Here is a 24098-nt window from a genome sequence, read left to right as displayed (position 1 = left end):
GCCTCTACATGGGACGCACACCCTTCCATATCGGCAACGTCTTCCATTGGCACGCTGAACGCGCCCGGCAGACGGTCGTTCACCTGGATCGGCCGCTGGACGTGGCACCCGAATCCGGAACGGTGTACGACGGCGCGTCGCTGGCCCGGATCGTCGAACAGCTTTCCGACTGCCTCTACGCGGCGGGGCTGCGCGCCGGTGACCGCGTGGTCATCGCGAAGGACAACCACTACGACATGCCGTTGCTGGCGGCAGGCGCGGCACGAATCGGCGCGCTGCCGGTGATGATCGCCCCGATCGCGTCGGTGGAGACGGTGCGGGCGCTGATAAAGCGTGCGCAACCGGCCATGCTGATAGCCGGTGCCCGCCTGCTCGCCAATGGACGCCTCGCGGATTCGTCCGTGCGTACGATCGTGGTCGGGGAACCCGTCGACGAGCCGCCCTCCGACGCCCTGACGCTGGACGACCTGCGCGACGGCCCTCGGGCGCCGGTGCGGATCGGCGATGCCGACGAGCCCATGGTCTCCACGCACACCTCCGGCACCACCGGAGTACCCAAGCTGGTGCTGCACACCGCCAACACCGCGATCGGGCGGTTCCCGTCGCGGATGGAGCGTTGCCCGATCCCGTTCCTGACCACCCGACACAGCGACGTGACCGCCGCAGCAGTGTCGTTCGCCCATATCCGGGTGATGGCCTGGACCGCCTCGCAGCTGAAGATGGCGCCGCACAAGGTGGTGGCGATCTCCGATCCCGGTCTGGAGAACATCGAGCGGGTCATTGACCAGCACCGGCCGACGATCCTGGAGGCCATGCCGAACATGTTCCAGCGCTGGGAGGAACTGGTGGAGCGGCGGCCGGAGCTGTTCACCCAGGCGCGCCTCTACGTCACCACCTTCGACGCCGTGCACGCCCGGACCGTTCGCACGTTCTTGGCCGCCTCTCGGCGCCGTTTTCCCGTGTGGGGCTGGGGACTGGGCCAGTCCGAGGTCACCGGCATCATCGTCAACCTCTTCACCCGCCGCACTGTGCGCTCCGGCGACAGCCGTGGTGACCGGACGAACATCGGCTGGCCGGCGGCTGGTGTGCGCGTCCGGGTCGTCGACCCGGAATCCGGGCGTCGGCAACCTCGCGGCAAGCCGGGCCTGCTGATGGTGAAGACCCGAGCCCGTTGCCTCACCTACCTAGGCGAGGACGAACGTTACCGGGCCAAGACCGAGGGTTCGTGGTGGAACAGCGGTGACCTCGGTGAGCGGATCGCGTTCGGGCGCATCCGGCTGCTCGACCGCGAAGTCGACATGATGCCCGGCAGCAGCTGCATCGAGATCGAGAACGTTCTGCTGGACCGGCTGCCGACGGCGGTGGACGTCACCCTGCTGGCCCAGCCCGACCAGCCGCCGGTGCCTGTGCTGTGCATGCGGGACGACACGCTCGATCCCGAGGACTGGGCCCGCGCCTTGGCCGGCCTGCCGGAGCTGGCCGCGCCGCGACTGATCCCCTGGGCCGACGTGCCGCGCACCGCCACGTGGAAGGTGCGCCGCCTCGCGTTGCGCCAGCAGGTGTTGGGCAGCGTCGAGGCGAGCGGCACCGGCAGGTGGACCTGACCGGCTCCATAACCACCGTCATCTGAAGAAAGCAGGACAGCGATGGACTGGCTCCCACCCGCGATCTTCGATCTGCCCGACGTGGCGTCCGCCGTGTCGGAACCACGGGATTTCCGTAACCTCTGGTTCTGGACCATCGTGGTCGGTCTGGGGACCTTCTGGGCACTGGCCTACGGCCTGGCGATCCAACGTGCGTTCGTGGACAAGTTCGTGGGCATCCCGGTCGTCGTCGTGGCGATCAACTTTGCCTGGGAGTTTGTCCACTCGATCGTCATCGACCAGGAACCCGCGCAGCGCCCCGCCAACTTCGCGTGGGTCTTCATCGACATGGTGATCGTCATCCAGATCATGCTCTGGGGACACAAGGACTTCCCGTCGTTGCCTCGCAAGCTGTTCAAACAGCTCTTCTGGGCGCTGGTCCTGCTCGCGGCGATCGAGCTGTTCTTGTCGGCGCGGGAGTTCCGGGACATCCTCGGCATGTATAGCGGCTGCCTGCTGAACGTCGGTATCAGTGCCGCATTCATCGTGACGCTGATCAAACGGCGGTCGTCCGCGGGACAGTCGCTCTACGTCGGCATCTGCAAGATGATGGGTTCGCTGCTCGCGGGACTCAATACGTTGATCATCTTCCCTGGCCGCCACCTCGTACTGTCGTGGTTCGTCATCATCTTCGTCCTCGACGTCATCTACATCCGCATGATCTACCGGCAGATCCGCGCCGAAGGTCAGTCACCGTGGAGGCTCAACCGTCCTCGGGTGTTCCCGCCGGCCGAACTGCCGGAGCCGGGCCGGGAGCGGGCGATGGCCGCTTGATCGACCTGCCCGCTCCGGTCGACTCCGGCCAGCTTGTCCGGGTTGAGGATCGTGTAGATCCCGCTCACCTGGTCACTGTCCTCGCGGAGCTCGACTACGACTACCGCGTACAGGGTGGCGCCGGCGAACAGCAGCGCCGCCGGTTCCCCGTTCACGTGGACGGGCCGGACCGTCAACGCGGGCAGAGCGGACAGGTTGCGGGTGACCAGCCGCAGCACCTTCGCCCGTCCCTCGATGACTCGCAGCGCGGCGGGTCGGCGGCCGCCGCCGTCGCTCCACAGGCGCACTCCGGGAGAGAGCACCTCCAGGAGCGTGTCGACGTCGGCGCCGAGGGCGGCGTCGAGGAAACGCTGGGTGGCGGCCCGGACCACCTGTGGACGGGCCGGCTGACGCGGCCGGCCGGACCGCACGTGCTGACGCGCCCGGTGCGCAAGCTGACGGACCGCCACCGGCGTCCGTCCGAGCAGCGCGGCGATCTCCGTGTGCTGGTATCCGAAGGCCTCGTGCAGGACGAATACGGCCCGCTCCAGTGGGGTCAGCGTTTCCAGAATCACCATCACGGCCAACGACAGCGACTCACCCCGGACCGCGGAATCGACGGCGTCCGGATCGGTCACAACCGGTTCCGGCAACCACGGGCCGACGTAACGCTCTCGGGATCGCTTGGCGTCCCGCAGCCGAGCCAGGGCCGCGTTCACGGCGATCCGGACGAGGTATCCGCGAGGATTCGCGATCTCCGCTCGCTGCGCGGATACCCAGGAGAGCCAGGTGTCCTGGAGGACGTCCTCGCTGTCGGCCACGTTGCCGAGCAGGTTGTAGGCGAGGGAGAAGAGCAGGTCGCGCTCGTCGAGGTAAAGCTCCGTCGCCTCGTCGACGGAGTCCGTCGCACCGTCGCGCATGGCCACTCCCCGGTCTCGTGGTGTGACGTGGCGGGCAATTCGTGGGCGGATGTCACACCTCGGTGATCCACCACATCGTAGGCACGTCGAGACAAAAGCGACCCTGAGGGAGTGAAGATCATGCTGGAAAAGCTGTCGCGGCTGTTGCTGCGGCGGAGCCGGACGGTTCTCGTCGTGGCCGTCCTGCTGGCCTTGGCCGGCGGCACGGCCAGCGTGACGCTGTTCGACAAGTTGACCGCCGGAGGTCTGGCGGACCCGGACGCTGAATCCGGAAGGGCCGCGGCGGTGCTGGATGCAGGGGGACAGGGGACACCCAATCTGACGTTGGTCGTCAGCGCGCCGCAGGGGGTGGACGACCCCGCCGCGTCGCGGGCGGCTGCCGCGCTCAGTCAACGGCTCACCGACGAGCCGGACGTCGTCAACGTGACCTCTTACTGGACCGCCGGCATGCCACCCCAACTGCGCAGCCACGACGGCACGAAGGCGCTCGTCGGTGCAACCGTCCGTGGCGACGAGACGACCATCAACAAGGTGCTGGCCGATCTCGTGCCGCGGTACGAAGGGGCCCGCGACGGTCTGGACGTGCGCGTCGGGGGTTCGGCGATGTTCTGGAAGGAGACGACGGAGCTGAGCCAGTCCGACGGCGCCAAGGGCGAGGCGATCGCGTTCCCGCTCACCATGATCGTGTTGGTGTTCGTCTTCGGCGCGATCATCGCCGCCCTCGTGCCGCTGTCGGTGGCCTTCGTGACGATGCTGGTCGGCCTGGGAGTGCTGTGGGTGGTCGCTTCGGCGACCGACCTGTCGGTCTTCGCGGTCAGCGTCGTGACGTTGCTCGGGCTGGGTCTGTCGATCGACTACGGCCTGCTGATGATCAACAGATATCGGGAGGAGCTGGCGAACGGTCGGGACATCCAGGCCGCGATCCATCGGACGATGGCCACAGCCGGTCGCACCGTGGTGTTCTCGGCCGTCACCATCGTGCTCGTCCTGTCCGGACTGGTGTTGATTCCGCTGCCTGCCGTGCGCAGCATGGGGTATGGCGCGATGATCACTGCCGTCTTCGCCGCGCTCGGCTCGGTCACCGTGCTACCCGCTCTGCTCGCGGTGCTGGGCACGCGGATCGACCGCGGACGGGTGCTGCGCCGGCGTCGACCAGTGGCGGCCTCCGAGACCGCCGACTCCGGGTTCTGGCATCGCCTCGCGACGTTCGTCATGCGCCGTCCGGTGCCGGTCGCGGTCCTGGTCGTCGCGTTCCTGCTGCTGCTCGGCGCGCCGTTCCTCGGCATCCGGCTCGGCATGCCGGACGAGCGCTCAATGCCGGAGTCCTCGCAAGCGCGGCAGGTGACCGCCCTCATCCGGCAGAACTTCGACGGCGCCGAACTGAACACCCTCCAGGTCGTGGCTATCCGGGCCGACGCCGGATCGGCAGAAGTCGGCGCGTACGCCATGCGACTGTCCCAGCTGCCCAACGTCGGGCGGGTGGACACGGTCACCGGTAGCTACGTCGCCGGTTCGATGGCCGCGCCGACCGGGCCGACACACCAGCGGTTCGCGATCGGCGACGGCGTCTACCTTTCCGTGGTGCCGTCCACGGCCGAGGCCGACGACGCACTGCACCTCGTCGAGGACGTGCGGGCCGCCCCCGCACCGTTTCCCGTGCTGGTGGGCGGGGCCGCGGCGGTCAGTGTGGACACCACCGACGTGCTTGTCGAACGGCTTCCCTACGTCCTGCTGCTCGTTGCCGTCACCATGGTGGTATTGCTGTTCCTGTTGACCGGCAGCGTCCTGCTGCCGTTCCTCGCCCTGCTGTTGAGCGCGCTGAGCCTGACCGCCACCTTCGGCGCCCTGGTGTGGATCTTTCAGGACGGTCACCTCTCCGGCCTGTTCGGCGGCTTCACCGTCACCGGCACCATCGCGTCCACGATCCCCGTGATGCTGTTCGCCCTCTCGTACGGGCTGGCGATGGACTACCAGGTGTTCATGCTCGCGCGCATCCGCGAGGAGTACGAGCGGACGGGTTCCGGCACGACCGCGGTGGCGGTGGGGCTCGAACGCATCGGACGGATGGTGACCGCCGCCGCCGTCGTCATCTCGATCGTGTTTCTCGGCTTCACGGTCTCCGGCATCACCTACGTGAAGGCGTATGGGATCGGGCTGCCGCTGGCGGTCCTGATCGACGCGACCCTCATCCGCGGTGCCCTGCTGCCCGCCCTGATGCGCCTCGGCGGCCGAGCGACCTGGTGGGCGCCGGCTCCGCTACGCCGCCTGCACCATAGGTTCGGCCTGCGCGAGACGGACCGGAGCGGTGTCCCGGCCGTCGAGACCGTGTCAGCGCGCTGAACGCGAAGCGGCGGGCTGTACAAGGGTGTCGTACAGCCCGCCGCTAAGTCAGGTCAGATGACGTCGAACACGACGACCGTGCCGCTTGCGGCGTACCGCACGCCCTCGTCATCCAGCAGGAACGAGAGCATGGCGTAGCGCCCGGGGGCCAGGTTCGGTTGGATGATCGCCGCGAGCGGCGAGTGGATGACGGGCATTCCCTGTGGGAGGAGCCCGACGAACGGAATGCTCGGCGGCGGCTGCCCGTTGTCCACCGCCTGGAAGAACAGCTCGATGTCCGTGGCGGTCACGTTCGGCCCGACCGGGCGGATCACCGCCTCCTGGATCCGACCTGAGAGGTTGACGACGAGAATCGGTGCTCCCTGGCGCAGGCTGGTGGGTGCCAGGTAGCGCGGCCCGTCGGCCGTGTCGATCATCTGGACGGTCGCGCGGGGGATCGGCGGCGAGCAGGCGACCCACTGATTGGTCGCTGTCAGCGGGTGCACGCCGACAGCCCCGTTCGGGTTGGCCAGGATGTCCCGATAGTTGATCAAATAGTACGTGCCAGGGACCAGGGTCTGGGTGAAGGTAGCCGGCCGGCCCGTCACCGCGGAGACGCCGCCGAGCAATGTGGACTGGGCCTGGACCTGTCTGCCGGCCTCGACGCGCTGGTCGCCCTGCCCGGCGAAGGCGACTCGGAGCAACGTGAGGAAATCGTTGATGGCGACACCGTCGTCGAGCCGGAAGAGCCCCAGTACTATGCCACTCGGGTCGGCGGTAGTGACCTGGAACGTGCGTACCCCCGAGGCGACCGAAGCGGGCGAGGTGAAGTCGTCGGTGCCGTCGACGACGTCGACCAGGCCACACTGCGCCTGGCCGCTGCGTGCTGTCGCGGCCTGGGCGGATGGTGCGACGAGGGCGCCCGCGGTGAGCGCCACCAGGATGGCGGCAGCGGCCCGGATTGCCGTCCGCATATTTACCTCCATATATTAGATTTGTTTGATCCATCCTCGCGGCGCGCGTGTGCTGCGGCAATACCGCCGTGAGTAGTATCGACTACTCGATCAAGTAGTGGACCTCGGGAATCCGCGACGGCTAATCTCCTTGCAATCCGCCAATCCTGCTTCTCATCCGCGAAATCGCTCGCGATGCATCGTGTGCGCATTGCGGCTGGCTGATCGAAAGGAGAACGTCCGATGACGATTCTGGGGCGGATGGGTCGCCGCCGCCTGCGCGCCGCGGCGGCCGTTGCGGTGACCGCGGCCCTGCTGGCGTCGCTGTCGGGTGCCGTCAAGGCGGCACCAGCGGCGCCGACGTTCGACCTTGACAACGGGAACGCCCTGATCGGACTCATCTACCCGCGGTTTGACACCGTGGCCCGCGACGAACATTTCGGTCGTCCCATGATGTATGGCGGGGACAGCGCGCTGCTCGTCGAAATGCCATGGTTCGATGCGCTGTCGCCTTACCACCCGACCGCCGTCGGCATCTTCTCCAACCTCGGCCGCCGCCCCGTGGAGGAACGTACGACGCGAAATAAGAACATCGCGGTCATCTATTCCGCGTTCACGTCGTTGAACATCGTCTTTCCCCAATACAAGGCGACGTGGCTGGAAATGATGACCACAGCCGGTCTCGATCCCAACAACACGGCGGCTGATCCAGCCACTCCCAGTGGCATCGGAATTCTCGCGGCCAGGAACGCCATCGCGGCGCGGAAACACGACGGCAGCAACCGGTACGGCGACGAGGGCGGCCGCAAGTACAACCAGCAGCCGTACGCCGACTACACCGGATACCGGCCGGTGAACACGCCACAACTGTTGCGCGATCCGTCCCGCTGGCAACCGAACATTGTGGAGAAACGCGAGGTCTTCACCGCCCAGGAGTTCGCGACGCCGCAGTTCGGCCGGATGAAGCCGTTCTCATACAAGAGCCCCGAGCAGCTGCGCGTGGCCCGGCCGACCGCCAGCGACTACGCACACAACCGCAGGGCCTACCGGACCCAGGCCGACGAGGTGCTCGAGGCGTCTGCGGGCCTGGACGACCGCAAGAAGATGAGCGCGGAGCTGTTCGACGACCTGGTTCGGCCATACGGGGCCGTCGCCGGTCGAATCGTCGTGGGCGGCAATCTCAACACCGAGGACAGCATCCACTATGTCGTGACCGGGGCGGTCACCGGCATCGACGTGACCATCGCTTCCTGGTACTACAAGCGCAAGTACGACTCGGTGCGGCCGTTCAGTGCCATCCGCCATCTCTACGGAGAGAAGAAGGTAACGGCGTGGGGCGGCCCGGGAAAGGGCACCGTCAACGACATCACAGGCGCCGAATGGCAGGGTTACCTGAGCTCACTGTCTATCGGATCTCCTGAGTATCCGTCGGCACATGCCGCGCTCTGCTTCTCGTACGCACAGCAGGCGCGCCGCTTTATCGACACGGACTCGCTGGAGATCTTCTCTCCCGCGCTCAAGGGCTCCTCGCTGGTCGAACCCGGGATCACGCCAGCCAACGACCTGACCCTGCACTGGAGCAGCTTGAGCGCCTGGGCCGACGACTGCGGCCAGAGCCGGATCTGGGGTGGCGAGAACTTCCCGGCCTCCGTCGATGCGGCCAGAGACTACGCCACCGAGGTTGGCGACCTCGCGTACGAGTTCGTCCAGCGCAAGCTGAACGGAGGCTGACCGCCTCCGCAGCACACCCAGGCTGCCGATGGAGCGCCCCCCGACGCTTCATCGGCAGCCTGTTGTCGTCAACTGCCGTCTGCGGAGCCGTCGTGACATCGGCTCGGCCGGGTTGGCGGATCTATCAAGCGGGTTTGATGTATTCTCGCGCTGTGCGACCATCGACCCCCGCGGCGCCTGCGTTTCTTCGCTTGGCCGTGCACCCAGTGCGGTGGCGGTTGCTGTCGGCGCTCGCAACGAGCGACCTGAGGGTTCGTGAGCTCGTCGATCTGGTCGAGCAGCCGCAGAGCCTGGTTTCCTACCATCTACGTCTGCTGCGAGAGGGAGGACTGGTCGCTGCGTCCCGCAGCAGCCTCGACGGCAGGGACAGCTACTACCACCTCGACCTCGATCGGTGTGCCGAGGAACTGGCGACCAGCGGTAGCTCCCTACACCCGGCGCTGCGTCCGCGTCCGGCCGCTGATGTCGACGTCACCTACCTGTCGTCGGTCGCGGTGCTGTTTGTCTGCACTGGCAACAGCGCCCGATCACCGATCGCCGAGGCATTGCTGCGCCAGGCAACGCGCGGACAGGTAGAGGTGATCAGCGCCGGTAGTCGCCCGAAGCCACGGATGCACGAGCACGCGGTCAGCGTGCTCCGCGAGCAGTTCGACATCGACATCGGCGGTTGGCGGCCGCGTCACCTGGACAGCCTCGCCGGACGGCAGTTCGACGTCGTGGTCACCTTGTGCGACAAGGCGCGTGAGGCCTGCGTCGACTTTGCCAACTATCGCCGCTGGATCCATTGGAGCATTCCGGACCCGGCCTCGGCCGGTGACGACAAGGCAACGCGACGCACGTTTGCCCATACTGCGAGCGAGATCCACACCAGGGTCAGACATCTATTGCCGGTCCTGACAACCGAGCTCATCAACCGTTGACGGAGGTCCTCACCGTGGAGGAAGCAGATCAGTACGCCAGCGTCCGCTACCTGGTCGACGACGTCCAGGCCGCCGTGGACTACTACGTAACGCACTTCGGCTTCACACTCAACACCAACGCCGCGCCGGCGTTCGCCGACGTGGTCCGCGGACCGCTGCGGTTGCTGTTGTCCGGGCCCGCGAGCTCAGGTGCCCGGGCCACCCCCGGCGACATCGCGGGGCCTGGATACAACCGCATTCACCTAACCGTCGGCGACCTTGATGCGGAGGTTGACCGGCTCCGCGATGGCGGCGTTTCGTTCCTGAGCGGCGTGGTCTCCGGCCCGGGCGGCCGCCAGATTTTGGTGGCTGACCCTGCCGGAAACCTGATCGAACTGTTCGAACCTGCCGCGCGCGACCGGGGCCCTGCAGTTGGCTGAGCGGTCACGCCCTGCGACCACCGAGCTGCGCCGGCGACTGGGCGTATTCGACGCGGTCGTGATCGGGCTCGGGGCGATGATCGGCGCTGGCATTTTCAGCGCGTTGGCGCCGGCCGCCGCAGCTGCCGGCACTGGACTCCTGATCGGATTGGCGGTTGCGGCGGTAGTCGCCTACTGCAACGCGACATCGTCGGCACGCTTGGCCGCCCGCTATCCGGCGTCGGGTGGCACCTATGTCTACGGTCGGGAGCGGCTCGGTGAGTTCTGGGGGTATCTGGCCGGCTGGGGCTTCGTCGTCGGCAAGATCGCTTCCTGCGCCGCGATCGCGCTAACCGTCGGCGCCTACGTCTGGCCGAGCCAGGCGCACGCGGTCGCCGTTCTCGCCGTACTCGCCCTCACAGCGATCAACTACGTGGGGATCCAGAAATCCGCCTGGGTTACCCGGGCCATCGTCGCGGTCGTGCTGATCATTCTGGTGCTGGTCGTTGTCGCGGTGCTCGGATGGGGTGACCCACAGGCAGCGCGATTGGACGTCCGTGCAGACGCCACGGCCGGCGGTGTGCTCCAAGCCGCCGGTCTGCTGTTCTTCGCGTTCGCGGGCTACGCCCGCATCGCGACGCTGGGGGAGGAGGTACGCGATCCCGCGCGGACCATCCCTCGCGCTATTCCCCTTGCGCTTGGCATCACGCTGGTCGTCTACGCCGTGGTCGCGGTGGCGACCCTGGCCGTGCTCGGCGCACAGGGTCTGGCCTCCGCTACCGCGCCATTGTCCGATGCCGTCCGGCAGGCTGGCCTGGGTTGGCTCGAGCCCATCGTTCGCGCCGGCGCGGCAGTCGCTGCGCTCGGCTCGTTGCTGGCGCTGATCCTCGGAGTCTCCCGGACCACCTTCGCCATGGCGCGCGACGGCCACCTGCCGCGCACCATCGCCGCGGTCCACGAGCGTTTCGGTGTCCCGCACCACGCCGAGTTGCTCGTCGGCGCTGTCGTCGCGGTCCTGGCCGGTACCGCCGATCTCCGCTCGGCGATCGGGTTCTCGTCGTTCGCCGTGCTCGTGTACTACTCCATCGCGAACGCGTCGGCGTGGACACTGACCACGGCGGAGAACCGGCCGCCTCGAATCATCCCGATCGTCGGCCTCGCCGGTTGCCTCACGTTGGCCTTCGCTCTTCCCGTCACCTCAATCATCACGGGCGCTGCGGTGCTCGCCCTCGGCGCTGCCGCGTTCGCCATCCGCCGTTTCCTACGCCGTTAACCACTGGAGGTGCCGAGCGCGGTTCAGCTGCCTTCGTTGAAGAGGGCCACGTAGCGGGCGAGGTACAGCGGCCATCCCTGGTCGTGGCCGACGCCGTCGCTGACGGATTCCCAGCCAGGGCCGTGTCGATCGATGTGCCGGTGTTCGAGCTCTACCCGGGTGCGGGTCGGGGTTTCGGCGATGAACTGGACCTCGACCTCGCTGGTGTTGTCCGGGTCGGTCTCGACCTGCCAGGTCGGGCCGATGTCCCAGCTGAAGACGACCCGTGCGGGTGGTTCGAAGGCGAGGACGCGCGCCCAGCGGCACTCGCTGCCGTCGACGCCGCGGTCGTAGATGTGGCCGCCGACCTTCGGTTCGAACACGGTTTCGGCGATCTCCACGCCCAGCAGGTTGTGCTCCTTGGGTTTGAAGTCGCCGAACCGCTCGGTGAACACGTCGAAGGCACGCTCGATCGGGGCCTCGACGATGACCTGTCGGCGGACGATCGCGGGTGTTGCTTGCGTCATGACCTCTCCTCGGTTGGTTGTTCGGTGAAGTCCTGGTAGCCCTTGAGGGCCCGGTTCCAGAACGTGTCGAGCTGGTCGCGTAGGGCGGCCACGCCGGCGGGGTTGAGGCGGTAGACCCGCCGGGTGCCGGCCGCACGGTCGGTGACCAGGCCCGCGTCTTTGAGCACTTTTAGGTGCTGGGACACGGCCGGGCGGCTGATTGGCAGCTCGGCCGCGATCTCTCCGACGGCCCGGGGCTGGTCCGCCAGGCACGCGAGGATGGCGCGTCGGGTCGGGTCTCCCAGCGCGTCCCAGCCGTCACCGACTTGGTAAGTCTCCACGAACGGTAAGTTACAACTTACGCTTCTAGGAAGTCAACCACGCTGACGTCACTCTTAGGGCCGCTCGGTGAGCAGCACCCAGTTGAACGACTGCACCCCGCCGGCGGGCGTGTGGTGCTCGTTCCTGACGGCCTTCACCAGGTGAAAGCCTGGGAACTGGGCTGCTAGTTGGTCGATGGTGTGGCGGGCGGTGGGTAGGCCGGAGCACTGGGGCGGGCCGTCCTCGGCGAAGGCGCCGATCACGACGTGACCATCGGGGGCGAGCGCGCGTTGCAGGACCTGCCGGTAGCGGTCGCGGTCGGCCGGATTGGTGAGGAAGTGGAAGACCGCGCGGTCGTGCCACAGCTGGAATCGGCGGGTTGGTTGCCAGGTGAGCACGTCGCCCACGATCCAGTCGACGCGGTCTGCATCTGTGCCGAGCCGCTCGCGGCTGACCGCGAGGGCGTCGCCGGCGACATCGAGCGTGGTCACGTCGCTGTATCCGGCTTGGAGTAGTTGGTCGACGAGCACGCTCGCTCCCGCGCCGACGTCGATGATGGCGTCGTCTGCGGCTAGGCCGGCTTCGGTGATGGACACGAGTGACTGGTGAGCTGTGGGCTCGTACAGCTCACCTCGCAGGCGGACCGGGTTGCGTACACGTCCTCCCAGTGTGTGCAAACGTCTCGCACACCGCCAGCGTTGCACTGCTGGATGCCCGTGACCAGCAGGTGGAGGGACGCCGCGCGCATCTGCTTTTTGGCTAATCAGCTGGGCTCGTTCGACTGGTTGGCGGTGAACGGTCCGGTTGACTGCCACTGTGAGCCGTTCAGCAGTCGGGCTCGCACGGCGAGCCGCTGCAGGGCGGTGACGGCGGCGTCGTTGAGTTCTGCGCCGCTGTAGCCGACGTAGGCCACCAGGCCGGGTACCGGTTCCCAGGCGACGGTGCCGTTGCTGCCGAACACGGGCGACACGAAGGACGGCCGACCCAGAGACGTGCTGTCGGCCGGCGCATCGCCGCAGTAGATCGACGATGCTTTGGCAGCCTGCGCCGTGTTCAACACCACCGACCTGCTCACGGACGCCTTCGGTTCGTGGAGGTGGCCGGGCTTTTATCCGCCGCGCGAGCGAGCGCCGACTGTAGCCTGCTCGGGTGGATTCTGATGTGCGCGCCCACACCGCATCGCAGCCGCCTGAGGCTGTGGTGCGGGTACGCACCGCCGGCCTGGCAGTCACGCTCGCCGTAGTGCTTGCAGCGACGGCTGGTGTGTTCACCGGGCTCCTGATCTCACGCGACGGCTACAACGACGCCTCGGTGGAGGCAGGGTTCGCTCGCGACATGTCTTCACATCACGCCCAGGCAGTGGAGATGGGCATGCTCGCCCATGCCCGATCCGCTGACCCGGAGGTGCGCACGCTCGGTGGTGACATCGCGCTGACGCAGCACGGGCAGGTCGGCATCATGCAGACCTGGTTGCGCGACTGGAATCTGTCGCCGACGGGTGAGCAGCCGCGGATGGCATGGATGGGTCATGAGGACCATGCGTCGGGCGGGTTGATGCCGGGGATGGCTTCCAGCGAGGACCTCGCCCGGCTCCGTGAAGCGACCGGCGGCGACTTTGACGTGCTGTGGGCCCAGTTGATGTTGCGCCACCACCTCGGTGGGATCGTCATGGCCGAGGCGGCCTTGCGGCTCAGCGATGACAAGCAGCTCCAGTGGCTGGCCGGTGCGATGAAGTCCGGTCAGCAGTCCGAGATCGGTGCGCTCGAGGACGTGTTGCGTCGCAACGACGCCAAGCCTCAGTAGGGGCAGGTTGTCCAAGGTCCGCTCGGTCCGCGAAAGGCCGAACTCAAGGGATACTCGTTGACGCCAGGCTTGGAGTTGGCGGGCGCGTTTGTTGCCGGTGCCGTCGTGGCCGCTGTTGGCACACCGGCTGGAGTGTCGGGAGCAGTGTTCCTGCTTCCCGTGCAGATCACTGTCTTGGGCGTCAGCGGGCCAGCGGTCAGCGCGACCAATCTGCTGTTCAACATCATCTCCACGCCGCTGTCGCTGCGGCGACTCGCACGCCGTTCCGCCGACCTGGCTCGCATCCAGGCGCTGATCGCAGTCGGTGCTGTCGCCGCGGTTGGGGGCGCCCTCACCCGCGTCACCGTGCTGGCCGACCCGAGCACCTTTCGGCTCCTGATTGCCGTCGTCCTGTTGCCGGTGGGCATCCGGCTGCTCTGGCGCGCCGCCTCCACTCCGCCAACAACCGATCGCACCGCTGGTTCGAAGAGCGTCCCAGGGCTGGTCGCCCTCATCGTGGTCGGCGCAGCCGCGGCCGCGATCGGTGGCATCCTCGGCATCGGCGGCGGGTCACTGCTCGCCCCTGCTCTCGTCGCCTTCTGGCGCTATCCGGTCCGCCATGCGGCCACGCTCGGCCTGACGACCACCCTGACCACCTCAGTCGCGGGCCTGCTCGCGTACACCTTCTTCGACGCCGCCGACATCGGAGCAGCGCCAGCGGCACCGTTCTGGGACATCGGCATCGCCCTCGGACTCGGCGGGATCATCGGCGGGATGGTTGGCGCCACCGTGCAGACCCGGATCGACGAACGTGTTTTGGAAGCCGTACTTGGCCTACTCGCCGCCGCCACCGCGCTCTGCTACGTAGCTCGATCCTGACAACAGCGAGCATCAATGGGGTACGGGTGACCTCTGTTCGGCCGCTGGGGTGGACCGGCTCCAGGGAGGAGGCGTATCGCCCCTGGCGGGCAGTGGGGCGAGGCGGCTATTCCTGGCTGTTTAAAGGGCGCTGCCCGAAATGCCGTGCCTGCTTAGCTAGACCGCTGATCACGGTGTGGCGATGTGGGGTTACGAAGCGTGGGATCGTCGTGTATCACTGAGTGGTGGTTTACCGGGAGGCTCAGTTGGCCGTTGACTACGGCACGCTGACGACGGCGGCGCTGGTGGCCGGCCCGGATGGCTCGTGGACGCCATTGCTGGTGGATGGCGCGGAGACGATCTCGAGCGCTGTGACGGTCGGCAGTGACGGCGGCGTGGTTGCTGGCCCCGCCGCCTGGCGGTCCGTGCCAAATGGGTCTGGCGGGTTCGTAGCGGCTCCGCTTCGGTTGGGCCGGGATCGAGCCCTCGTCGGTGGCGTTGATGTCGCGGTAGCGGACCTGGTGGCAGCGACGTTGCGGTTGGTGGCGGACGCGGCCAGAGAGCGTGGTCCGGTCGGCGAGGTCCGGTTGGTGGTTCCGGCCGGGTGGGGCCCTCGCCAGCGCACATGGATGCGACAGGCGGCAGCGCGAGCCGGGCTAACGCAGGCGAGCCTCGTCGACGCTCCCGTCGTCGCGGCAGGGCACCTGATCAGCGTCGGGCGGCTGCGTGCGCTCGTTGGTGACTACGTTCTCGTTGTTGATCTGGGCGCCGGTTGTGAGGCGACCATCGTGCGGCGGACTCCGGCAGGATTCGAAGTTCTGTCAACGTTGGATGATCCGGACGCCGGGGGAGTCGCCGTTGACGACCTACTCGTCTCTCGGCTCGCTGCGACCCAATTGGACGTGTCGGCCTTGGCGCGTGTGCCAGATGTCGAATCGTCATTGGCACCGCACGTGGCGACGGTTAGCACTGATGCGGCCGCGCTGGCCGGGGTCAGGGCAGCGAAGGAAGCGTTGTCGACCGTTCCCGCCGTGACGGTGGGGAACCCGCCGTATCCGCCGACGGTGATGACGGCGGCGGCGATGGGTGTCTTGGCCAGTCCAGTGTGGGCGAAGGCAGCCACCCTGGCAGTCGAGGCCGTCGCCGCAGCTGACCTTGAACCGTCGAACCTGTCGGCGGTGCTGTGCGTTGGCGGGAACGCAAACCTGGTGGGCGCGGTCGGCGTCGTCGGCGGCGCGGTCGGCGCAACGCCAGTGGTGCCAGATGAGCCCGCTCGAGCCGCGTTATGGGGTGCTGCCGGCGCGACACCGACCAGCAGCGAGGTCGCCGAGTTTGCTGCGTGGGAGGTGGCAAGGACGCTGCTGCGACATGTGCCGGTGTTGCTTGTTGCGGGGCTGGCGTCGTTGTTGCTGTTCGCGCATTTCATCCAGACAGTCGAGCCGCGCAACGGCACTCCGCGTTATCCGGGTACGCACTACTACATCATCGCTACCTGGGGCGAGCTTGCGCTGTCGGCGGTGTGCGCGCTGATCGCTTGTCTGACCTTCGGGGTCAGCCTCGCCGCGTACTTGGCCGACGAGCGGCAGGTCCCGCTGACCGGGGTACGGGTCGTCGCTGGAATGGCGGGCGCGAGCCTGGGCGCGGTCACCGCGGCGGGCGCCTACTCCATTCTGGGCAGCTTTCTCTTGGCCGTCGGGTACGGCCCATTTCTCCGCTGGACACTATTGCCAATGCTGCCGGTCTTCGCCGTCCTGGGCGTCGCCGCGTTGATCGTGCGCCGCTACCAGGCACCGGTAAGCGGGTGGCTGCGTTGGCTGAGTTTTCCGGCCTGGTCGTTGGGTCTGGTCGCGGCCGGCATGGCCCTGCTCAGCTTCTGCCTCAACGCGGTCCACTGGCCAAACATCATCGTCTTCCTCGATCTCGGAACACGACTCGCTGGCGTGACGATCGGGATCGGGCTGACGCTGGCGGTCGTGTCCCGACCGCTTTTCCGGCTCCTTCTCGGTGTGCCGGTCACCGTGTTCTGCCTGCTGATCGCGGGCTGGCGCAGCGCAGGTCTGTTCGCAGTGATGTTCGCCCTCGCCGTAGCCGCCTGGCTCGCAGTGCGCATCTGGACTCTCATCCGCGAGCAGGGCGTTCCCGCCGGTCATGTCGGCTAACCGAACTGCGCCGGAACGCTCCTCCACCGATCCGTCGCTGGAGGATCAGCCGTGAGCGGAAGGATCCGACACCTCGCGGTTCTGCTGGTCGTCGTTCTCTTTCCCGGAGCGTCGCTGGCGTGGACAGCATCCAGGTGGTGGCCCCAGGTCCGTGTCACGCTCGCCGACCTGGTCGACCCGAGGATCACCGCCACAACCGTGTTCGTCGTGGCATGTGCCGCCGCGGCGGTGCTCTGGGCGATCCTGGCGGCGGCCCTAACCGTCGAGGTTGTAACGTCCATGACCCGGCCGGGGCCTGCGCGGCGATGTCGTCTACCCACCCCCTTCCAGGTCACGGTGAGTGCGCTTCTCGGCGCCTATGCGCTCACCCGGGCGGCCAACCCGGCCAGCTCACCGCCGGAATCGCACCGCGCGACCGTCGACTCCGCAGATGCGACTACGGCCGACGACCCGTCGCCGCTGGGCGAGCTCGGCGAACCGTCCTCGCGCGAGACTCCGCTCGGGCTGACGTTGCCCGACGGCAGCTGGCTCCCTGATCCGCTCGCCAACGCGATCACCGCCGCTGCGTCCGTCGTCTGGCAGCAACGCCGCCGCGACTACCAGCCCGACCCCGACGGCCGCACCCGCCACCTCGGCCTTGAACCTCTACCCCCGACCGTATCCGCCGTCTCCGCCGCGGCGGACGCGACCACAGACCCTTCCTCCGATGTCCGCTCCGGCACGCTGTTCACCCCTCGCGAACTCCCAGCCGGTGCCACCGGAATGACCGGGCCCGGCGCAGCCGACGCCGTCCGCGGCGTGATCGTCTCGCTGTTCCTGGACCCCGACGGCAGCGACACGGTCGTGTCCACCCGCGAGACCCTCGAGGCGCTGCTGATACCCGCCGTCGACGCGTCGACGATCCGCACGCTCGATCAGTTTCCGACCCTTGCGGGCGTAGACGAGCTAGCTGCTATGAACGGCTACGCCGGCGGGCTAACGCTGGTCGCGCTGGCACCGAGCGACCCCGAGTCGCGGCGGCGCCTGCGCGACCTGCTGACCGCCACCGGCGCTGTCGCGGTCCTGCTCGGCCAATGGGACAGAGACCGGACGTGGCACGTCGACACCGACGGACACGTGTACCCGGACCAGGTGGACAACGGGCTCATCGGAAGGCTGTGCACGCTGAAGCCGCAGGCCACCGCAGATCTGCTCCGGCTAGCTGCCGTAGCTCGTGGCACCGCACCGGAACACGCGCGTACCGCGCCGACGATCCGCTACACGCCACCACCTCGACCCGGGAGCAGCGACGCACAGCTCCGGCTGCGAATCCTGGGCAAGCCCGAGCTGCTCCACGAAAGTGACAGGATCACCGTTCGCCGCGCGGCCGCCTGGCCGCTGCTGGTCTACCTCGCCCAGCACCCGCATGGCGCCACCACCGCTCAGCTCGCCGCCGTCATCTGGCCCGGGGAGCGCACCCATGCCACCAGAGACCGGCTCTACACGACCGTCAGCGAGCTGCGTCGCAACACCGCCATCGGCGGGACCCAGCCTGTCGTCGAACGCGATGGCGACCACTATCGCCTCCATCCCGCGACCGACGTCGACGTCTGGCACCTCATGGACGCCATCGACCGCGCCGCACGGGCGACAACCGAGCAAGGCCGGATCACCGCGTGGACAGCCGTCACCAGCCTCTACCAGGGCGAGCTCGCCGAAGGCCACCGCTGGCCATGGATACAACCACACCGCGAACGCCTCCGTCGCGCTGCGATCGACTCCTATGTCGGCCTCGCCGACCACGCCGGCCCAACCACCGCTTTGCAGCTGCTCCAGCGGGCCGCCGCTGTCGACCCGCTCAACGTCTATCTGCCGGACCGCATCGCGGCCGTTCAGGCGAGTTGACCCGTCAGGTCGCTACCCCGTGCGCGCCGTTCGCCTGTGGACCTCCCAACCCACGGTCAAGCGCGAAGACGAGGACCTTCTATCCGTCGATGCCGACGACGGGAACGTCGGAGCTGCTCTCGTTGTCGGATTCGCCAGACGAAAATCGTGAGGTCGGCGGCTACACGTGAGGGCCGAGGATCGGCACGTCATACACCGACATGTCCCGCCGCGGTCTGACGAACTTGACCCGGTGCCGCCAGCGTGAGTGTTCGAACGCGGTATCGACGAGGATCTCAGCCACGACGTCGGGCTGGGTGGGCACGTATCGGAGCGGCTCCGGGCGCTCCCACGACCCTGACCATGACGCCGGCAGAGGCTGCGGCCACGGATGCTGCACTGGCGCAGCGCGGTGTTGGGCGATGGGTCGGGATAGTAGCGGCGCGAGTTCGGTCCGCTGTCCGTCGGTGAGGGGTGTGGATCGGCCGACATATCGTAGGCGTCCGCGGGTGTCGAGCCTGCCGACCAGGATGGTCTGCGGTGCTGACAGCCAGCCAGTGATTCCGGCGATGATCGCCTCAGTCGTGGAGCGGGTGCGATGTTTTCGCCAGCCGCGCTGGCCCGGCCGATAGGGGTGGTCCAACCGTTTCGCGACGACGCCCTCAATGCCGGTCTCGGTCCAGGTGTCGATCCACTCCGTCACCACGTCCAGGTCGGTCGTCTGCGGTGTCAGGACGACCTCGTTCGGCGCTCGAGCCAGGAGCTGCTCGAGACGGCGACGTCGTTCTCGCAGCGGCAGGCCGAGCAGGGACCGTTGCCCGTCGGCGAGAAGGTCGAAGGCCACGTAGTGGGCGGGCCAGCGACGCGCGTAGCGGTTTACGTGGCGTCCGGCGGAGATTCGCCGCTGGAGCAGCGCGAACGAGCTGCGTTCGCGGTCGTTGTCCCACACGAGAAGTTCACCGTCCAGGACTACACCGGGTGGGACAGCAGCTCGGATCGCGCGGGTGATCTCGGGGAAGTACGAACCGAGCGGCTTGACCGATCGGGACTGCAGGTCGACGCGGTTCTCGCGGCGGAACGCGACCGCCCGGAACCCGTCCCATTTCGGCTCGTACGCCCATTGGTTCCCAGTTGGTAGTTCAGCCGTCACCGCGATCATCGGGACGATTGGCGCGCTGAGCGGCACGGCCATACGCCCAGACTTCGCTGTGTCGGACGGTCACCGCAGGAGATCCAGCAGAACCGATCGTGGAAATCTCAGTGGTAGTCGATCGTCCGGCGCGGTGAGTCGCGTAGGCGCCAGTCCGATCGCGGGCCGGGCGTCCACCTGATCAGGTCGTCGATGAGTCTCCTCGCCGTCTCCTCGTCAAGATTGAGCCGTTTAACGCCAGTGGCTGTGTCGTTGCGGCGCCACCACCACACGCCCCAACGGCCGTCGTCGAGCTGGCCAAGGACGACATCTCGGCGGGCGACCTGCCACGAACCGTTCCACCACCGCTCGACGATCCGCACCGGTCGAGGATGGCTCGTACGGGTGTACTAATCAAATCCTCCGCCGTCGCCCGCGCTGGCGACAATCTCCCAGCTTGTTCCACACAAGGAGTGGGTGTCTGCCCGTGTGTGGCCGAAACTGCGGGGTGTTCCGCTCGGGATCGTGCGCGCGAACGCCCGGGCCCGGGAAGCCTGGCGAAGGTATACGAGACCGCGGCGCATCGACACGCAGCGCCGGCCGCGGCGCATCGGAAGACGCTCGGGCGGCACGAGGCGTGCCCCGCGCCTGACAGCCACGGCACCGCACCATCTCGCTGAAGTGCGTAAACCGTGTCCGCTGGAGGGCATCCCGGCTGATGATCGGGTGATGACGGACGTCGTGGAGATCCCGTGCGTCGATGGCCCGCTCAGCGGCCGCAGCGCCTGGGTGAGTCTCGACGACGACGGCAACCCGCCGACTGAGCTCGACCAGACCTGGCTGTGGACCGAGTACGGCAGCGAGCTCCTGGACGCCGACGTCGACGGCATCTACGCCCTCGAGCCCATCGCCGGCACCGGCCCGCCCTGGCGTTATCTCTGGCTCGCCAGACCCTTACCGCGCTGAAGGAGAAGGGGAGCAGCCGTCCGCCGTCGCCGGCGACAGCGCCAAGCCGAGGTTCCCGCGGCGGTTGTCTTCGCGTGCCGGCGGCGGCGCTGGAGCGGCTTAGGGCCCAGAGGCCGACGCGTCGCGGAACGAGCCCCGGGTCACCGGCGGCGCAGCTGCCCCCTGCGCGAGGTTGGCGACGGACCAATCTCGACTAACGGGTGGCGTGCGGCCCCGACGGGGACGCTGAATGGTGCGAGCGGGAAAAGATGAGGTCGCTCATCTCCGTGATCGGGTGGGGCCAAGGGTGTGGCGGGGTGACCTGGCGTTCGGCGTAGCTGCGGGGGGCGTAACTGTTGTCGATCCGATAACGGCGGAAACCGGCGGCGTGCATGGGTGCGGTCACGTCGCGCGGTGTGCGGCCTTGTCGGGCGAGTCGTTTGGGTGAGATTTCGATGGCGAGTTCGGCGTCGGGTCGAAGCCGGTGGAGGTGAGGTGAGAGTCCGTCCATAACGTCGGCCTCGGAGCCTTCGACGTCGATTTTGATGATGCGTGCGTTTTCGAGCTCTGTGGCGCTGAGGAGGTCGGGGAGAGATGCGGTCGGCGCGCTGAACGCGGCTGGCGGTTGCTTGCGGGGTCGGATGCTGGTCGTCCCGCCGAGGTTGTTCCTGTCCTTGATGTAGAAGGTCAGCTCGCCTGCGGCGGCGGAGACTGCACTGCTGACAACCCGTACGTTCTTGTAGCCGTTGGCCGTCGCTGTCTGCACCAGGGTGGCCGCGAGCCGGGGCGATGCTTCGATTGCGACGACCCGGCCAGACGGGCCAATCAATGATGCGGCCAGCAGGGAGAAGTGGCCGACGTTGGCACCGACGTCGATGAAATCGTCGCCTGGCCGCAACTGGCCGCAGATCCAGGCGGTCAGATTCGGTTCCCAGGTGCCGAACATGTAGAGGTAGCGCTGGATGAGGTCGCTGGTCGTGACCGGAATGCGCGCACCGTATCGGGTGCGGGCGATGGAGGTGATCGGGTGATGCATCAACCGCTTGTCGAGGACCTCGGCTGCCCGAGCGGTCGGCCACCACGCGGGGCCATGACGGACGCAGGCGCGCAGGAGTCGAGCAGGAACCACGTGGCTGCCTCCGGCTTGTCGGATCAGATGGGAAGGTCTCGGGATGTCATGAGCCCGCGCATCGCCTGGCCGATCAGGCCGCGCACTTGGCGGAGCGTCCCGGGTTAGAAGAGGCCGGGCTGTTCATCCACGCGGGCGGCCCGTGCCGGCACGGGGCTTCGAACGGTATCGAGGGTGGGGATCTGATCGGGCCAGAGCTCGGCGGTGAGGGAGCGCAGGAGGTAGCCGACGGCGACGGCATCCCAGAGCGCACGGTGCGGTTTGCTTCCGGGCGCTGCGGCGTTGACGAGCTCGGAAAGTCCAAAGTGGCTGATCAGGTCGGTGAGGGACCGTCTGCCGTCGCGGATGGCCTGTCGCGCCAGGGGAAGGGTGTCGATCAGCCCGGCCGGCTCCAGGTGCGGCAGGTGGTGGCGTAGGAGACGCCAGTCGACGTTGACGTTGTGCCCGAGAAGCCACCGGCCGTTGATCCTTTCGACCAGTGTCGGACCAAGGTCGCTCATCGTCGGGGCGTCCGCGAGCCTGTCGTCGGTCAGGCCGGGAGAGATCCAGGGTCGTCGAGGTATGGGCCGGCCGGGGTTGACCAAGGTGCTGAACGCTTGGTCTGGTGCCGGCTGGCCGTCGACGAGTGGCACGGCGGCGAGTTCGAGGATTGCTTCGCGGTCGCGGTCCTGCGCGCCGCTGCCTTCGAGGTCGAATGCGACGATCGGTGCGTTGTGCCAGGGCGCCGGTGCCATCTGCGTCATTCTCTCGTGCTCGTCTGTCAGTCGTCTTCGTACCGCGCCGCGTCCTCGAACTGAGCCCGGACGGCGGTCACGGCGGCGAGTTGGTCGGGGTCGGAGCTGTGTCCGGTCAAAGATCGGCCGTGGGCGTGCAGGTAGTGGGGTTGGTCGAGTTCCCAGATCTGGTGCCGGAGGGTGTGTTGGATGGCGTAGCGCCGCTGCTCGCCGAGGCCGTGGGTCCAGATATGGCCGGGCTCGATGACGAAGTCGCTGTCGTAGCCGAACAGGTTGAGCACGTCCTGCATGTCCGCGGGTTCGGGCTCGCGGTAGTCGGCCGCACAGCGGTCCCGTTGGGCGGCGGGGCAGATGTCGCAGATTTCCCTGACACCCCAGTGACCGTTGTAGTCCGGTGCTTGGTGGGCGTAGGCGACGCCGCATGAGGTTTTGCGAAACAGCGGAGTGTTGATGCCGCTGGCTTCCCAGGCGGCGACGACGTGGGCGTCGAGGTCGGCGGGCATGACCTTGCGGCGGGCGTAGTCGTCGCCGTAGGGGACCTCGACGCCGAGGTCGCGCAGGAAGTCGGCGTTTTGCGGCTTGTGGTAGTAGCCGGTGAAGACGATCGCGTCGACGGCCTGGCCGAGGTCAAGGACGCGGGCCATGGTCTCGGGCTGGTCGTTCCAGCCGGGCACGATCGGCCTCCAGTACAGGACCACGCCGGTCCGGGTCCGATGGGCGGCGGCGGTGCGGATCGACCGGACCGTGACTTCCGATTTCGCGATCGGCTCGACGCGCGGGTCTTGGATGCCGCTGTAGGTGAACAGCAGGGTGACCCGCACGTGCTCGAGCTGCTCGAGGGCGGCCATGTCGGCTTCGGTGACGTGGAAGCGGGTGATGACCAGGACGTGGTTGGTGTAGCCGCGGCTGTCCAGGGCCTGCAGTACCTGGAACAGGTGGGGTTTTACGCCGGGCAGGAACGGGTCGGTGGCCTTGTTGAACAGCTGAATCGGGGTGGTGTGCGGCCGGAACGCGTGGTGGCTGACGAGCATTTCGATGGCTTCGTCGGTGGGGCAGAGGAGGTGCGGGACCTTGACGTCGAAGTTGCCCCAGAAGTGGCGGACGCAGTAGCCGCAGTCCAGTGGGCAGCCGATGATGTGGTTGAGCGACAGCCCGGACTTGCGGTAGCCGACGATCAGCGCCATGTAAGGGTCGAGGGCGGCCTTGGCGGCGTCACCGAGCACGGGCAGCGTTCGGGGCCCGGGGTCCATGGGCAGCAGGTCGAGGGTCACGTGGGAGCTCCTTCCGCTGGGGTGGTGGCGGCACGGTTGAGCAGGTGAGCGCGGGCGTTGCCGTACCAGATGCCGAACTCGCGACGGGCGCCGACGGGATCGTCGGAGGTGTGGATGACGTTCGCGATCAGTCGCCGTTCGGCCCGCGCGCGGGCCAAGGAATCCGTCCCAAACCGTCCGCGGATCGTGTCGGTGCTGGCCTGCGCGGGGTCGAAGTGGCCGATCAGTCCGCGAAGCCGGACGGCAGCATCGGGGGCATGCGCGAGCGCGATTCCGGTGGGCTGGCCGACGTAGGTTCGGTGGACGTCCGCGTGTACGTCGACCCAGGTGAAGTCGGCGATGCGCGGCATGGTCAGCAGGTCGGCGTAGTGGGCGAAGATCTGGTCCGCGGTCGGATGCACGATCCGCCGGTCAACAATCGTGGCGTCGTTGCCGATGACGTCGAGGACTTGGTCGACGAGACGGCGGGCGACGCAGTCGGGTTTGAGCAACACCACCGACCACCGGGTCCA

The 24098-nt window shown here is 67.7% G+C and carries 24 protein-coding genes; 12 read left to right on the top strand and 12 right to left on the bottom strand.

Going from position 1 to position 24098, the window contains the following annotated elements:
* The first annotated feature begins 8 nt into the window (after positions 1-8).
* Positions 9-1604, top strand: coding sequence for a class I adenylate-forming enzyme family protein (locus DFJ67_RS34895; RefSeq protein WP_116072890.1), 1596 nt, complete (start codon positions 9-11; stop codon positions 1602-1604).
* An 81-nt stretch (positions 1605-1685) separates the two neighbouring features.
* Positions 1686-2417 (top strand): transmembrane-type terpene cyclase, encoded by a 732-nt coding sequence (locus DFJ67_RS34890; protein ID WP_147315730.1) that lies wholly within the window; start codon positions 1686-1688, stop codon positions 2415-2417.
* Here the strand turns inward: DFJ67_RS34890 and sigJ are convergent.
* Complete coding sequence (gene sigJ / locus DFJ67_RS34885; protein ID WP_116072886.1) at positions 2330-3316, bottom strand: RNA polymerase sigma factor SigJ; 987 nt, start codon at positions 3314-3316, stop codon at positions 2330-2332. The genes DFJ67_RS34890 and sigJ overlap by 88 nt on opposite strands.
* A 120-nt stretch (positions 3317-3436) precedes the next feature.
* Between sigJ and DFJ67_RS34880 the strand changes: the two genes are divergently transcribed.
* Positions 3437-5656: an MMPL family transporter gene (locus tag DFJ67_RS34880; protein WP_116077008.1), complete on the top strand. Its 2220-nt coding sequence runs from the start codon at positions 3437-3439 to the stop codon at positions 5654-5656.
* Positions 5657-5709: 53 nt separating this feature from the next.
* Here DFJ67_RS34880 and DFJ67_RS34875 read toward each other — a convergent pair whose 3' ends face one another.
* Positions 5710-6609 carry a hypothetical protein gene (locus tag DFJ67_RS34875; protein WP_116072884.1) on the bottom strand — a complete coding sequence of 300 codons (900 nt, stop codon included), beginning with the start codon at positions 6607-6609 and terminating at the stop codon, positions 5710-5712.
* Between the two features lie 222 nt (positions 6610-6831).
* Here DFJ67_RS34875 and DFJ67_RS34870 point away from each other — a divergent pair, with 222 nt between their 5' ends.
* The 4 genes from DFJ67_RS34870 to DFJ67_RS34855 all read left to right on the top strand — a co-directional run bounded on the left by DFJ67_RS34870 (position 6832) and on the right by DFJ67_RS34855 (position 10910).
* On the top strand, positions 6832-8319 hold the full coding sequence (locus DFJ67_RS34870) for a vanadium-dependent haloperoxidase (RefSeq protein ID WP_203783438.1): 1488 nt from the start codon (positions 6832-6834) through the stop codon (positions 8317-8319).
* Between the two features lie 152 nt (positions 8320-8471).
* Positions 8472-9239: an arsenate reductase/protein-tyrosine-phosphatase family protein gene (locus DFJ67_RS34865; protein ID WP_239097103.1), complete on the top strand. Its 768-nt coding sequence runs from the start codon at positions 8472-8474 to the stop codon at positions 9237-9239.
* Between the two features lie 14 nt (positions 9240-9253).
* Complete coding sequence (locus DFJ67_RS34860) at positions 9254-9658, top strand: VOC family protein (RefSeq protein ID WP_116077006.1); 405 nt, start codon at positions 9254-9256, stop codon at positions 9656-9658.
* Positions 9659-9683: 25 nt separating this feature from the next.
* Positions 9684-10910, top strand: a complete 1227-nt coding sequence (locus DFJ67_RS34855) for an APC family permease (RefSeq protein WP_275407643.1) — start codon at positions 9684-9686, stop codon at positions 10908-10910.
* 23 nt (positions 10911-10933) lie between these two features.
* Here the strand turns inward: DFJ67_RS34855 and DFJ67_RS34850 are convergent, their stop codons facing one another.
* The 4 genes from DFJ67_RS34850 to DFJ67_RS34835 all read right to left on the bottom strand — a co-directional run bounded on the left by DFJ67_RS34850 (position 10934) and on the right by DFJ67_RS34835 (position 12791).
* The gene (locus DFJ67_RS34850; RefSeq protein ID WP_116072878.1) at positions 10934-11416 is read right to left on the bottom strand and encodes an SRPBCC family protein; all 483 of its coding nucleotides are present in this window, start codon (positions 11414-11416) and stop codon (positions 10934-10936) included.
* A complete protein-coding gene (locus DFJ67_RS34845; RefSeq protein WP_203783436.1) occupies positions 11413-11736 on the bottom strand; it encodes an ArsR/SmtB family transcription factor in 324 nt (107 codons plus the stop codon). Before DFJ67_RS34845 ends, DFJ67_RS34850 begins: the two co-directional genes overlap by 4 nt.
* Before the next feature lie 54 nt (positions 11737-11790).
* Positions 11791-12312 carry a class I SAM-dependent methyltransferase gene (locus tag DFJ67_RS34840; RefSeq protein ID WP_239097102.1) on the bottom strand — a complete coding sequence of 174 codons (522 nt, stop codon included), beginning with the start codon at positions 12310-12312 and terminating at the stop codon, positions 11791-11793.
* Between the two features lie 167 nt (positions 12313-12479).
* Positions 12480-12791, bottom strand: a complete 312-nt coding sequence (locus DFJ67_RS34835) for a hypothetical protein (RefSeq protein WP_147315729.1) — start codon at positions 12789-12791, stop codon at positions 12480-12482.
* A 74-nt stretch (positions 12792-12865) separates the two neighbouring features.
* On the opposite strand from DFJ67_RS34835, the gene DFJ67_RS34830 reads away from it, so the two are divergent.
* The 4 genes from DFJ67_RS34830 to DFJ67_RS34815 all read left to right on the top strand — a co-directional run bounded on the left by DFJ67_RS34830 (position 12866) and on the right by DFJ67_RS34815 (position 18399).
* Positions 12866-13519, top strand: coding sequence for a DUF305 domain-containing protein (locus DFJ67_RS34830; RefSeq protein ID WP_239097101.1), 654 nt, complete (start codon positions 12866-12868; stop codon positions 13517-13519).
* A 57-nt stretch (positions 13520-13576) separates the two neighbouring features.
* Entirely contained in the window at positions 13577-14377 is an 801-nt protein-coding gene (locus tag DFJ67_RS34825) for a TSUP family transporter (RefSeq protein ID WP_203783432.1), read from the top strand.
* 245 nt (positions 14378-14622) lie between these two features.
* Positions 14623-16515 carry an Hsp70 family protein gene (locus tag DFJ67_RS34820; RefSeq protein ID WP_170216116.1) on the top strand — a complete coding sequence of 631 codons (1893 nt, stop codon included), beginning with the start codon at positions 14623-14625 and terminating at the stop codon, positions 16513-16515.
* A 336-nt stretch (positions 16516-16851) separates the two neighbouring features.
* Complete coding sequence (locus DFJ67_RS34815) at positions 16852-18399, top strand: AfsR/SARP family transcriptional regulator (RefSeq protein WP_116072870.1); 1548 nt, start codon at positions 16852-16854, stop codon at positions 18397-18399.
* A 160-nt stretch (positions 18400-18559) separates the two neighbouring features.
* On the opposite strand, the gene DFJ67_RS34810 is transcribed toward DFJ67_RS34815, so the two are convergent.
* Positions 18560-19570: an ATP-dependent DNA ligase gene (locus DFJ67_RS34810; RefSeq protein ID WP_239097099.1), complete on the bottom strand. Its 1011-nt coding sequence runs from the start codon at positions 19568-19570 to the stop codon at positions 18560-18562.
* Between the two features lie 65 nt (positions 19571-19635).
* Positions 19636-19890, bottom strand: coding sequence for a hypothetical protein (locus tag DFJ67_RS34805; RefSeq protein WP_116072868.1), 255 nt, complete (start codon positions 19888-19890; stop codon positions 19636-19638).
* A gap of 346 nt (positions 19891-20236) precedes the next feature.
* Between DFJ67_RS34805 and DFJ67_RS34800 the strand changes: the two genes are divergently transcribed.
* Complete coding sequence (locus DFJ67_RS34800; protein WP_116072865.1) at positions 20237-20473, top strand: hypothetical protein; 237 nt, start codon at positions 20237-20239, stop codon at positions 20471-20473.
* 193 nt (positions 20474-20666) lie between these two features.
* Here DFJ67_RS34800 and DFJ67_RS34795 read toward each other — a convergent pair whose 3' ends face one another.
* The 4 genes from DFJ67_RS34795 to DFJ67_RS34780 all read right to left on the bottom strand — a co-directional run bounded on the left by DFJ67_RS34795 (position 20667) and on the right by DFJ67_RS34780 (position 24080).
* Positions 20667-21488, bottom strand: coding sequence for an FkbM family methyltransferase (locus DFJ67_RS34795; RefSeq protein WP_116072863.1), 822 nt, complete (start codon positions 21486-21488; stop codon positions 20667-20669).
* A gap of 197 nt (positions 21489-21685) precedes the next feature.
* Positions 21686-22315 carry a 3'-5' exonuclease gene (locus DFJ67_RS34790; RefSeq protein WP_116076998.1) on the bottom strand — a complete coding sequence of 210 codons (630 nt, stop codon included), beginning with the start codon at positions 22313-22315 and terminating at the stop codon, positions 21686-21688.
* A 26-nt stretch (positions 22316-22341) separates the two neighbouring features.
* Entirely contained in the window at positions 22342-23586 is a 1245-nt protein-coding gene (locus DFJ67_RS34785) for a radical SAM family protein (RefSeq protein WP_239097098.1), read from the bottom strand.
* Positions 23583-24080, bottom strand: coding sequence for a nucleoside-diphosphate kinase (locus DFJ67_RS34780; protein ID WP_239097107.1), 498 nt, complete (start codon positions 24078-24080; stop codon positions 23583-23585). Before DFJ67_RS34780 ends, DFJ67_RS34785 begins: the two co-directional genes overlap by 4 nt.
* Positions 24081-24098: the final 18 nt, after the last annotated feature.

Source organism: Asanoa ferruginea (genome assembly GCF_003387075.1).
GTDB classification, from domain to species: Bacteria; Actinomycetota; Actinomycetes; order Mycobacteriales; family Micromonosporaceae; genus Asanoa; species Asanoa ferruginea.
This window is presented reverse-complemented; position numbering and strand designations above follow the sequence as displayed.